An 11,901-nucleotide genomic window follows, 5' to 3' on the forward strand; every position below is an offset into this window, starting at 1 on the left:
CTCACTGCTTTATAAGTTGCTGGGTGCCAATTGGTGCTCTCGTGAAGGCTTGAGCCTAGTGCGGTGAAAGTTGCACGCTGGGTTCTTAGAGGGACGACACTTGGTAACAGGTGTCGTCTACTCGACATTTCCTTGTTAGCTTTAGCTAGATTAGGACGGGTCACAGAGCACAAAAAAGCCTCGACAATGCGAGGCTTTCTCTGAGTTGGATCCCCCTGCTGAACTTTAACCAACGACATAAGGATTAACAGTCCGCCGTTCTACCGACTGAACTAAGGGGGAAGTCGTTGTGCCCGAAGGCGAGACGCCTAGTAGCGACTGCCCGATGGGGCGTCAACTTATAATATTCAATTATCTACTGTTTAGTGCCTCTTTCATCAAATTGCTTCTAACTTCACCGTTTTTCCACTTCTTTTTTGTGGTTAGCATCCGAGGTTCATAAGCGCCTGATTTAAAACCGATAAAACTCGATACCCGTTTTCAGCTGAAGGTAAGTACAAGAAAATGCCAACTTGAGCTATGGCAGTGATACCGATTCATTTTCAGGGGCTGTTTCTTGTGATTTTGTTGCCAGGTTAACCAGTTCATCTAGTAGTCTGGCTTTCTCTTCCGAAACAACCTTCAGCTGCATGGTTAACATTTCCAGCTCTTTTTCTTTTGCTGCAAAGTCTGCCTTAAGCTCACCATAGTGTTCCTGAACGCTGTCCAAATCTGCTTCCAGTGCGTCATTGTGCTGAGCCAGCCGCTCATGTTGACGCTGCTCCTCATGAAGTTGCCTGAGCGTATCATTCAATGCATTCACTGATACTTCGAGTTGCTCACTGGCTTGTTGATTTTCTTGCTCTCGCTGCTGCAATTTTGCAAGAAGCCCTGTACGTGCCTGTGACAGCGAAGACAGCTGCGCCTCCAAATCATCAATCCTTTTCATTGCATCGCGAACCTCGGCTTCAGCGGCACTTTCCCGCTCATTTGCCTGGTTAACGGCACTCGCCACACGCGACTCCGCTGTTTGAATGGCAATGCCATTTAACCATTGGACAATGGAATGCAACTCATGTATCAGCTTTTGGTTAACCGATGATAGCGCCTCTAAGAGCTCGGTGGGTAAATCAGCTGCTACAGTTTCTTGCTCATTACCTTGAGCACTTAGGTACGCCTGCCAAACGCGAAGCAATCGACTGGCATCGCCTTTATTGCCTACCGCTTTGCGCAGTGCAAAGCCCGTAACCCGGCGCTCTTGTTGCAGTAAGGCATTGCCGGCACGAATAATCACTTCGTCGGACACCTCAGGTGTCCGGCCAATTTGAGTTTCACTCATTACACACCTCCGGTGCACTGAAGAAAGTAAGTAAGAAACAGAAGAAAGAAATAAAGAAAGTAACGAAAGAAACGGCTTTCGCTATGGTTAGTTGGTCAGTCATAGCCCACCTCACAATCCTCAGGACTTGTGTCGCATGGCTCATCGCCCACGGCATGGATAATGCTGTGCACCACAGGCTGTAAATCCAGCGACAATTCGCTATCTAATTGCTCTGCCAGGCGCTGAAAGTAATCTTCAGCCTGATGCACCAGGCCGCGCTGCTGGTACGCCACGCCGATATAGGCCTCGCGAATCATCTCACCCAGCAACTCTCTTAGTTCCCCCTTCAGTTTTGCCTTCATTGTGCTCAAGCGACAACATTCAAAACTGAGTGATTTAAGGGCCAGCTCTTGGTCAGCAACCTCTTCTTTTTTCTTGGCGATATCGTGGTCAAGTTGCGCCTTGGCGGTTTCAAGATCAGCAAGCTTGCTGGCCACCTCCTTGGTTGCCAGCTTCAGCTTTTCCAGCCGCTTTTCTTCCAGCTCACATTTGCGGGTCGCGTAATTATGGCTGCGCTTGGACTTAGGCATTTTTACTTGCCGGTTCATTTTCTTACCCTCCTCAGATTGGCGCTCGGTTTCGGGAGCAATCTCTGCATGAAACCCACGTTTGTGCAGCAGGTGTTCGTTGATGAAGTCACGAAACATGGCTTGCAACCGCTCGCCGTGCAGCACCATTTGCGCTTGTGTGAGCACACAGTTTTCCGGAAGCAGCTCTTCCTCCTTCTCTTCGCTTTCAGCACGCAGCTTGTTCTGTTCGCGGACATACTGATTAACCACTTCAATTTGGGTTTTGAGTAAATCCCAGTTGCCAAAAACACTGTCTTGCCCAGACAGGAAGTAGTGACAATGCGTACCGGTCTCTTCATTTTTTAGTCGCTCATCAGCATGCACCGCCATGGCGTGGATGGGGTATGTCGGAAAATAGTGCGTGAGGAACTTTTCCGTAAAGTCCAGCCAGTCCTGCGGCGTAATGGTTTTGTTATCTACGTTCCAGCGGTGAGGGATTTTAATTATCCCCTCTTGAAGGTATGTGGCATTCTGGTTGGGCCTGGCTCCAGTCAGCTTGTTATGCACATCAACAAACTTTCTGACCGTGCCCATTTTTTGCTGATGACGCGCCAGCGTTTTCATATCCAATTGCGCTACTTTTCCCGCAGGAATCGGGCAATTATCGGATGTCGTCCAGAGCTCCCGCAGCAATTCGGCCGCATCCTCATGGCCTTTTTGACGTTCAACCTCCATCGCCTTTTTAATTTTGGCTTTGAGTTGCCGACGCCGGGTCTTTAGCTTCGCCTGGTTCTTCACTTTTGGGGCTGGCATAATCGCAGCTAAGATGGCTTGTTTTTGCTCTAGGTTATAGTCATCAAGCGACGCGGTTTTGCCATCAAACCAGAGCAAATTTTCCTTCGCCAGCGATTCATCCCACTCCGGCGGCTTAGCCTTTTGGGAGAGGATACGCAGCGTGTGGCCCAGTATCTTGGCGATTATTGCAATCCCCTTGGCCGTCGTATCGGGATTGAAATGGCGGTGAAAGACACGGATGGTTTTCATACCCCACCTCCTGTAGAGGTGGGGGCCGAATTCGGGGTCAAGGGGACTCCCTTGCCAGCCGCTGTCGTCTCATCTTTTGCGCAGCTAAAAGTGAGACGATAGCTTCGCTGGTTAAGTATCCGTCGCCCTTTCGGGGCGCGGCCCATGTCGAGGCTGTCTCCGGCCAAAATCAAAAAACTAGTCATGCGCACCTCCCGACAGGTTCAACGCCTGCTGAAGTGTGCTGGCCAACGCCGGATTTTGCTCCAGGGCTATCAATAACTGTCCAACCAGGCCCAGTGAGGTTTCGGAGGAGCGGTTTGGCAATGAGGGTGCTGCTCTACTAACGGACTGACTTAGGGTTTCCTCAACAGGGTTATCGACAACGCCAAAGACATCATTCATGCATTCATAAAACTGGCCTGCATAGTTAGGGGCATCCTCCTTCAGCCAGCGGGAATAATGTTTATCCACCATAGTGGTATCTTCGTGACCAAGTTGCCGCGCAACCCACTCTTTACTTATCCCCGCAGTGAGGCAATGGCTGGCGAAAGTGTGGCGGGGCTGGTTCGGCCCCCGGTGCTTAATGTCCAGCGCCTTCAAGAAAGGGGTAAAAAAGCTTTTGGCGTACTGCCGCGAGTCAATGAAGGGTTTCCCGGTTTTGGTATTCAGAAATACATGGCGTACATACAGGGTCTTGTAGGTTTTATTATCCGCCTGTAACACTTTTATCCGTTTGGCCCTGAGATGACCTGTCAGCAGATATTGCCGCTTTAAAATACCCACTACATGCGGATTCATCTCAATGGTCCGCAGTGAGGAGGCGGTCTTGGGTACTTTATACCCACCGAGCACTTTGCATTTGTTGATGTCAATTTGACGGCGTTCAAAATCGACGCAATCCCAGTCCAACGCTATCGACTCGCTAATCCGTAAGCCGGTTGCACAGTTGGCCAGGCACAGGTTCTGCTCACCTTGGTATTTGGTTTGCGCTTCCACCAGCAGGGTTAGCTCTGACTTGGTAAATGGCAGAGGCTCGGTGGCTTCAACCGCTAAGTTGTTCAGGCCGTCCATGGGGTTGCGAACAATCACGCCATCGCATTGAGCGCTGCTAAAAATAGCCCGAAGCACAGTGAAATGTTCATTAATCGTTTTGTTGGCAAACTTCTTGTGCGCCTTGATTTTCCAGGCTTTGATATCGGATTGCCTGATGGCCGCTATCGGCCTGTTGCCAAAGCGCCGGACCAAGTTTTTTACTTTGGATTTGACGGATTTCAGGGTAGAAGGCGCTACCTCAAATTGGCGCTCTGCGAGGTATTGCGCAGCATAATCTGCAAAAGTGTGTTGAGCCATTGGTGACCTCCGCGGTTCGAGCCGCTTTTCATCATTATTTGGTCACAAGCTAACACGCCCCAAAGGGCAAATACATACTAAGCTGCTAATATTTGATGCCTTTTTGTCAATCAAAACAATTGGTTATACATGCTCTTATATAAGGCGCGTCAAAAATCCACAGTACAATCAGCGCCATAGTTGATTAACTCCAGGTACTTCTTTAACACACTGAGCTTGTATTTTTTTCCATAGCGACCAAAGGTTATTTTTTGGTTTTTATGGCCGACCAGTTGGGCAACGATGTTTTCATCTACCTCTTGTTGTTTCAATTCATCAACAAAGGTATGCCGAAACGAATAAGCAGTCGGTCGCTGTCCCGCTTTCATACCGATTTTATTCTGCAATCTCGCAAGCTGTTGGCAATATTGGCGAGACCAGTCTTTGTTCTCCCCTAACGGGATGTAAGAAAATAGCTGTGTCTGGCCTGCTTGCTTTAGTTCAGACACATAATCTTGAAATCCCCATGACAAAATCTTGGTATGCACCGGGACAAGACGGTATGAACTGTCGGTTTTGACACGCTGTCCACCCCCTTCTGAGCTGACACGGATACAGGTCATGCCATCGATATCGTCAACCCTTAGCTGACACGCCTCCGAAGGCCTGAGACCATGGAACAGCATCAGGAGGGTCACCCACTTAAACGCGGCATCTTTTGCTTTAAACTCCGCAGACTGAAACAAGCGCTTTAATTCGTGTTTTTGCCAGCGCTGACGCGCTGAACCCGTACCAGTGCACGACGATTTAGCCAGTGGGATATCAGTGAACGGATTAGCAGTGGTGTAGCGCATCAACTTGCACCACTTAAAAAACTGGGAGACAGCCGCTAAGTACTCCTTGTTCGTCTTATAGCTGCGCTCCTCGCCGAGCAATACATCCCGATACACGAGTGCCTCTGCGCTGGTAACCTGAGACACCGTTGTCGCTTTGGTGGAGATGATAAAGTGCTTTATGCGCTGTTTAAGCTGTTTTACCGTCAGTGGTCGCACCGACTCTTTTTCCTTTGAAGCGATAAATTGCGACAAAGCTTCACTTAATGTGATACCCGGTGGCGACTTCGAAGCTTCAACATCACTTGCTTTGCTGGCTATCCGAATAGGAACTGTTGCCTTGTCAGGAGAGGTAAAGCCGATGCGAATTTGGTTGATAGTTTCGTCAACCAAGTGCTTAAAGTCAGCCACGGTTTCATCAGGCCGAACACTCGAAACCAGTGGGCGTAGGGTTCGGGCGACTTCAAGGTTACGTTCTACAGCCTCGGCACGACACTTGGTTAGGAGCGAAACCTTGATGTCAAACGAGAAGCCTCTGTCTTTTAAGGCTTTTGGCAGGCAGATACGAGTGTAGTAGGTGCAATTTGTAGCGCGGAATAGGTACATTGTCTCAGTCAATCCTATGATGGATGCTTGCAATGCCCAGAAACGAAAAAAGCCGTTGATAATCAACGGCTTTTTTCGTTTTTAATTTGGCGGAGAGATAGGGATTTGAACCCTAGATACGCTACAAACGTATGCCGGTTTTCAAGACCGGTGCTTTCAACCACTCAGCCATCTCTCCTTTGTGCGGCGTATAATATAGGGGTTTACTTACACTGTAAACCCCATAAAAACCGTATGGTTACTGTTTCAGCAAATACGACCTATCACGGGCATTTTACACTCTCGCCCCCACTTCGAAACGAGAAAAACGTGGCTACGTGCGGTTTTATTACTCAGTATCCCGATTAACACGGTCAGGACGCGCCCGCTTGGGATAATCATAATAGAACATGGTTCCCTGCTCTTCAGCAATGGCCTGCCAGCAATCAACCTCGAATCCGAACACCACCACACCACAAGTGGGAATATTCTCCTCTTTGAAACCGAACATCTGTGCCAGTACGGTAAGCGCAGGGTTGTGGCCTACCAGCATCAGCCGGTCAACCACATCGCTGGTTTCTCGTATGATATCGATGAGTTCAAACGCTGATTCAGTATAAATCATCGAGTTCGACTCAAGTTTAGGAGCACAACCTAGGCCTTCAGAAAACAAGTAGGCTGTTTGGGCTGCACGCAGTGCCGAGCTGGTGACAATCAGCTGTGGCCCCTGCTGCCAGCCATTCAAGCGGTGGACCATCTTCGGAATATTTTTCAAACCTCGGTTATTAAGAGGGCGCTCGTGATCATCGAGCGTGGGATCATCCCACGATGACTTACCATGACGGACTAAAAACAATAATTTCATTGCTCTCCCCTTTTCAAACAGGCTGCTGTACTTCAACATCACGTTACACCAACCCAAATACAACCTCGTACAACTAGCTATTAGTATATGAAATCACATAAAGAAGGCTGTTTCGATTACAAAAAAGGGCTGCCATGGTGGCAACCCTCAAATGTATCAAGCGATCTGTATACCATTCTACATGGCCGATTTCACCGCCCGGGCCAATCGATCAGCCGCTTGTTTTGGATCAGCCGTTTTGGCATTGAAAAAGTTGCTGACTACATCAAAGATAGCGGCTTGGACATAGCTGGTTGTTGCCAATCCCTGAGAGACACTCGGCACCAAGCCTCCGGATTGGCTACTTTGCTTGAACGCTACCAGAGAGTCTTTGGCACACTGGTCAAACTCAGCCAAGTCCATGTCCATTCTGACAGGGATTGAGCCTTTGCTGAGGTTAAACGACGCCTGGAACTCCTTATCCAGTATTGCTCTCGCTAAGTCCTTCTGCGCTTGGCTGTTGGCTTCATCGGTGAGTTTAAAGAAAGCAAAACTATCAATATTGTAAGTAAATAGCCCCTGTGTTCCCGGCGCAGCCATACACAGATAATCTTTTCCCGGTAGTTTTCCGTCCGCTTCGAACTCGCCTTTGGCCCAATCACCCATGATTTGCATCGCGGCTTCGCCACTGCTAACCATGGCCGTCGCCGAGTTCCAACTGCGTCCCCGGTAACGAGTGTCGACATAATCACGCATGCGGCGGAACTGGGTGAAAACATCCACCATCTTATCGCCACCAAGCACCGACATGTCGAGCTCAACAAACGCACGCTGATAATCAGCAGGGCCTAATACCGCCAAAGCTACCGCTTCAAATAACGTCACGTTCTGCCACGGTTGACCGCCATGGGCCAATGGCACATACCCGGCTTGTCTGAGTTTCTCGGCAGCGACAAAAAATTCATCAAGCGACTTGGGAACCTCAATCCCGACGTTGGCAAATACCTTTGGGTTAGCCCATAACCAATTGACTCGGTGGATATTGACCGGTACTGCCACATAGTCACCGCCGTACATCATGATTTGACGGGCGACAGGCGGAAGGATCGTTGACCAATGATCGGCTGCGGCGACATCATTTAAGTCGGTAAGGAAACCTAACCTTCCCCACTCGTGAATATCATGACCTTTGATCTGCGCAGCCGAAGGCGGATTACCCGAAACTGCACGGGTTTTCAGTACTGTCATCGCGCTTTCCCCCCCCCCACCGGCAATAGCAAAATCTTTCCAGTGGTTCCCCTGAGCTTGAATCTTATTTTTCAGCAGAGAGACAGAACGGGCTTCACCACCAGACGTCCACCAGTGTAATACCTCTACTTCTCCAGCAGAAGCGGCACTATTGGCAAGCATCAACAAAGCCGATATCAAGGTGTGTTTCATGTTCATTGCTTAATCTTCTTTCAACAGGCGAGGAATATAGACTTTCACTTCCAAACCGCCATCGACCGCATTATGAATCGCCATATCGCCACCATGGGCATGAATGATATTACGGGCTATCCCTAATCCCAAACCATGGCCCTCATCATCTTTTGCAATACGCGCGTAAGGTTCGAATACCGTTTCGAGTGATTCTTTGGGGATCCCAGGGCCTTTATCTTTAATAATGAGGATCAACGAGTCTCTTTCATCAACGATGATCAATCTCACCTCGTCACCGTACTTCACCCCGTTATCAATCAGGTTGCTAAAGCAACGCTTAAGCGCCAATGGTTTACCCATCAGCGGGGCGATTTTCATCTCCGGTATCATTACCTTGGTTTGATGATGGTTATGACGCTCGGCAATGCTGTTAAGCAGCTCCCTGAGATCCACTTGGGTAAGATTTTCATGCAAGTCGGTGTCTTTCACCGTTTGCAGTGCACCTTTGACCATCATCTCCAACTCATCGAGATCACGGTTGAATTTTTCAACCTTACTATCATCATCAATCAGCTCGGCACGAAGCCTCAAGCGGGTGATTGGCGTTTTCAAATCATGAGATATAGAAGAAAACAAATGCTCGCGATCATCAATATAACGCTGTACCCGAGACTGCATCCGATTAAATGCCCGTGTCGCCGTCACCAACTCCGTCGCCCCTTCTTCTTTTAGCGGCGGCTGATAAATATCGAAACTCATGGCATTGGCCGCATTGGCAAGACGTTTCAGCGGCTTGGTCTGGCGTCTGATCATCAAAAAGGTAAACACCAACAGCAATGCAGTTATGAACACCATAAAGACCAATTGCTGACCTGTGATAATTTCGTCTTCCAATGTCACGTATGGTGCAGGTAAGAGGGCGGCGATATACAACCACTCATTTTCCGCCAGCTCCAGCTGCACCACCAAAATAGGCGGATTGAAGGGTTCAAGACTCAAGGTATAGTGCGCCCAAGAGCGGGGCAGGTCGCTGAGTAAAATATCATTTTTCAGAACATGTAATGTTTCAGGGCGAGAAAATTCCACCCGGATCACATCGAGCAAAGGAAGCTTCTCACTGAGTACTTCCTCGAAGGCGCCAACCGCCGTCTTCTTCATCAGGGAGTCAGGAATGGGATCGATCAAGATCTCTTCCTGGTTAAAGGATACAAAGAAACGGGTCCCCCCCATATTACGCAGCTGATCCAGCACAATATGGCGGTATTCTAAAGGCAGGGACTGGAAAAAGGTCACGGTCGAGGCAAACATGTTGGCCATACTGGCCGAGGCTGATTCCAAGCCAGCCAAGTCACGCTGCTTCGATTGTCCGTACCAAATACTGGTCGCAATCACCTGGGCAAGAAAGACTGCCAACAGGGTGAACCAGAGCGTGCGGGCCAACAGGGATTTTGGCCACCACTTTCGAATATTCATAGATAAAACCACCAGCAGTGCGAGGCTGCTTATTCCTCGTAGGTAACCTCGGCATTGAACGAGTAGCCGTTGCCGCGGATTGTCTTGATCAATCGCTGCTGGGTCCCCTTATCTCCCAAACGCTGACGCAAACGGCTCAACTGAACATCAATGCTTCGAGCCGATGGCGTCGCTTCGCGACCACGGGTCGCAAAGGAGATCGTATCACGATCCAACACTTCATTAGGACGCGTCAAAAACAGCATCAATAAAGCAAAATCACTGCCGCTGAGTTCGTAATCTTTATCTTTGTCCAAATCATATAGACGCTGGGCTGCGGTATCCAAGCGCCAATTTGCAAACCGGATTGCCTTGGGAACCGATGGCATCTGCTGTGCTTCGGTCGGCTTTACACGTCGCAATAGAGCTTTAATACGCGCCATCAACTGGCGAGGGCTAAACGGCTTAGCAATATAATCATCAGCTCCCAGTTCCAAGCCTATGATTTGATCCATCTCATCAGAAACCGCTGTCAGCATAATAATAGGCACATCTGAAGTTTTACGGATGTATTGGCACAGGGTAAAACCATCATCCCCCGGCATCATCACATCTAGCAAGATCAAATCCGGAGTTCCCATTGCCAGACGCCGCTTCATTTCCTCTCCCTCAGCAGCAGTTATTACCGTAAACCCCGCCTTGGTAAGATATTCGTCCAGTAATTCACGAATTTCCTGGTCATCATCAACAACAAGAACCTTCTTGCTTGTGCTCATTACATCTTCCTCTGTCCTAGCAAAGTGCTACCCCTGCTCGACTACACATTCTTCGGACAACACCATGCCAAAAAACAATAGGCTAGCGCCCAAGTCATACCAATGCGCTAACATATCAAACTGAATCAAAAAAGGCGCGTACCGCGCCTAATAATCATGATCTGAACAAATAAAAATGACAAATGCCACTTCTCGAACCTAGAGAGCTTAGGCAACCGCCATTTTGATTTTGTACTTAGACACTGCTTGCTCAAAGAACTCTCGCTCGTCATCATCAGCAATATTGCCGGCAACTTCGGCAAACACTTCATAACCTTTCTTGCCGTTCTTTACTTGCCAAACCGAGTAGGACGCCTGCTTATCCAGTTCCACCCGATTTTTTTCTGCTTCTGAAAGCAACGATAAATTATGCATGTTACCTATCCTATTCCGATCAATCCGGGGGCAATTTTATCCCAAACCCCCGTTATTCCCAAGATACTCTTAAGGCATTACCAACGAAAAGCCCGCAACGCCCCCCATAATAACAGGAGGACGTTGCGGGCTTAGCAAACCGATAAAGCTAGAGGTTCAGAACCCAAGCAACCACTTAAAGGTAATGAAAAATCCGGCAACCACGGCCATCGTCAGCGCAACACTCGCCACAGGGCTAAGTGTTGCTGCACACGGGTTATTTATAGCATCGGCCAAGCTGGGCTCTTCAAAGGCGTCCTTCTTCTGTGACTGAACAAGCTCGCTCACATAATGTTCAATGGTATCAACCGCTTCTTCAACCGAATCAATAACCTGGGCACCCAGCCAACGCTCTTGGTCGATTAACTGCTTAGACTCAACATGGCGCACCCCAGTAAAGCGTCCTGTACGGCGGTCAACGACCGATACCGCCATATACCCCTGGTCCTCGCTCCATACCCAGCAAGGCAGGTAATTTCCTTCGATATTGACTTGGCTCGGGAAGGGGAAACGAGCATTACTGACAATCTCCGTCAGTTTCTCTTTTACATCACACAAGGCATGTAACTGCTGAAGACACGTTTCTAACCAATACGGGAAATTATTGCGAAAAGCACTCTGGCGTAGCGGAGCAAGGCGAGTGGCTCCCCTTACCACAAACTCGGTAACTTGCTGGCTTACGTCACTCTGGTTCGGCCAACACTTCTCTGCTGAGTCCATGGGTAAGGTTAAGCGTTGGCAAATGGTACCTTGGGGGGAAACCAGCCTCAGCGTCTGCAGGTTTTCTTCTATCGAAGGAAGGTATTCAATATGCCAAGGTTTAGCGACTTTCCGTATAATAGCCCGGTATACCTGCTCAACTGTGGATTGATAATGCTCATAGTTGCTCATAAGGCACCTCCGGGTGGTTTCTGGACTAACCTCATTGTAGAAAAAAACGGCTTTCATTATGGTGATCAGAATCTTGTTTTGAATAAGAGGTAAGATGCAAAGCAATGCAGTAAAATCGCACATTATTTGTCATGTCATTTGTCAATTATGCCAACAGTGCCGATATCTGGCTCTGTTGTACTGACATGTTGCTGATTACATCACCATGAAAATTGCCATTTACCAGAGCCATAGGTGTTGGTAAATGTTCGGACAGTTTGCCGTGATCGGTTTCAGCACACCTCTGGACAAATGTGAGTTACAGGCCTTAGTAAATAACAAATCACCTCTAATTTAAAAACACTTACTTATCATTGTTTAGTTCAAATTTATTGGGGTAATTGCGATAACCAAAAATGCTAGTTTTGAGCCAAATACTCAT

The 11,901-nt window shown here is 48.5% G+C and carries 10 protein-coding genes and 2 tRNA genes; all 12 read right to left on the reverse strand.

Features of this window, described 5'->3' with window-relative positions:
- Positions 1-206: 206 nt before the first annotated feature.
- Positions 207-282 (reverse strand) — tRNA-Asn (locus C9I99_RS26660).
- A gap of 235 nt (positions 283-517) precedes the next feature.
- Complete coding sequence (locus C9I99_RS26665; protein WP_107351861.1) at positions 518-1,318, reverse strand: DNA-binding protein; 801 nt, start codon at positions 1,316-1,318, stop codon at positions 518-520.
- A gap of 95 nt (positions 1,319-1,413) precedes the next feature.
- Positions 1,414-2,913, reverse strand: a complete 1,500-nt coding sequence (locus C9I99_RS26670; RefSeq protein ID WP_107351862.1) for a coiled-coil domain-containing protein — start codon at positions 2,911-2,913, stop codon at positions 1,414-1,416.
- A 177-nt stretch (positions 2,914-3,090) separates the two neighbouring features.
- Positions 3,091-4,245: a tyrosine-type recombinase/integrase gene (locus C9I99_RS26680; protein WP_107351864.1), complete on the reverse strand. Its 1,155-nt coding sequence runs from the start codon at positions 4,243-4,245 to the stop codon at positions 3,091-3,093.
- Positions 4,246-4,394: 149 nt separating this feature from the next.
- A complete protein-coding gene (locus C9I99_RS26685) occupies positions 4,395-5,663 on the reverse strand; it encodes a site-specific integrase (protein WP_107351865.1) in 1,269 nt (422 codons plus the stop codon).
- Between the two features lie 87 nt (positions 5,664-5,750).
- A tRNA-Ser gene (locus tag C9I99_RS26690) sits at positions 5,751-5,841 on the reverse strand.
- 150 nt (positions 5,842-5,991) lie between these two features.
- Positions 5,992-6,507 carry a SixA phosphatase family protein gene (locus tag C9I99_RS26695; protein ID WP_166645528.1) on the reverse strand — a complete coding sequence of 172 codons (516 nt, stop codon included), beginning with the start codon at positions 6,505-6,507 and terminating at the stop codon, positions 5,992-5,994.
- Positions 6,508-6,684: 177 nt separating this feature from the next.
- Positions 6,685-7,932, reverse strand: a complete 1,248-nt coding sequence (locus C9I99_RS26700; RefSeq protein ID WP_107351867.1) for an ABC transporter substrate-binding protein — start codon at positions 7,930-7,932, stop codon at positions 6,685-6,687.
- 3 nt (positions 7,933-7,935) lie between these two features.
- Positions 7,936-9,381, reverse strand: coding sequence for an ATP-binding protein (locus C9I99_RS26705; RefSeq protein ID WP_107351868.1), 1,446 nt, complete (start codon positions 9,379-9,381; stop codon positions 7,936-7,938).
- Positions 9,382-9,410: 29 nt separating this feature from the next.
- Complete coding sequence (locus tag C9I99_RS26710; protein WP_107351869.1) at positions 9,411-10,136, reverse strand: response regulator; 726 nt, start codon at positions 10,134-10,136, stop codon at positions 9,411-9,413.
- Between the two features lie 207 nt (positions 10,137-10,343).
- On the reverse strand, positions 10,344-10,550 hold the full coding sequence (locus C9I99_RS26715) for a DUF3283 family protein (protein ID WP_107351870.1): 207 nt from the start codon (positions 10,548-10,550) through the stop codon (positions 10,344-10,346).
- A gap of 156 nt (positions 10,551-10,706) precedes the next feature.
- Entirely contained in the window at positions 10,707-11,480 is a 774-nt protein-coding gene (locus C9I99_RS26720; RefSeq protein ID WP_107351871.1) for a hypothetical protein, read from the reverse strand.
- Between the last annotated feature and the right edge of the window lie 421 nt (positions 11,481-11,901).

Source organism: Photobacterium lutimaris (genome assembly GCF_003025555.1).
In the GTDB taxonomy this organism is placed as follows: Bacteria; Pseudomonadota; Gammaproteobacteria; order Enterobacterales; family Vibrionaceae; genus Photobacterium; species Photobacterium lutimaris.

Bases quoted from the DNA above. Each gene is read 5' to 3' on its own strand.
- C9I99_RS26700 (WP_107351867.1), bottom strand. From the start codon at position 7,932: ATGAACATGAAACACACCTTGATATCGGCTTTGTTGATGCTTGCCAAT.
- C9I99_RS26715 (WP_107351870.1), bottom strand. From the start codon at position 10,550: ATGCATAATTTATCGTTGCTTTCAGAAGCAGAAAAAAATCGGGTGGAA.
- C9I99_RS26695 (WP_166645528.1), bottom strand. From the start codon at position 6,507: ATGAAATTATTGTTTTTAGTCCGTCATGGTAAGTCATCGTGGGATGAT.
- C9I99_RS26685 (WP_107351865.1), bottom strand. From the start codon at position 5,663: ATGTACCTATTCCGCGCTACAAATTGCACCTACTACACTCGTATCTGC.
- C9I99_RS26710 (WP_107351869.1), bottom strand. From the start codon at position 10,136: ATGAGCACAAGCAAGAAGGTTCTTGTTGTTGATGATGACCAGGAAATT.
- C9I99_RS26680 (WP_107351864.1), bottom strand. From the start codon at position 4,245: ATGGCTCAACACACTTTTGCAGATTATGCTGCGCAATACCTCGCAGAG.
- C9I99_RS26670 (WP_107351862.1), bottom strand. From the start codon at position 2,913: ATGAAAACCATCCGTGTCTTTCACCGCCATTTCAATCCCGATACGACG.
- C9I99_RS26705 (WP_107351868.1), bottom strand. From the start codon at position 9,381: ATGAATATTCGAAAGTGGTGGCCAAAATCCCTGTTGGCCCGCACGCTC.
- C9I99_RS26720 (WP_107351871.1), bottom strand. From the start codon at position 11,480: ATGAGCAACTATGAGCATTATCAATCCACAGTTGAGCAGGTATACCGG.
- C9I99_RS26665 (WP_107351861.1), bottom strand. From the start codon at position 1,318: ATGAGTGAAACTCAAATTGGCCGGACACCTGAGGTGTCCGACGAAGTG.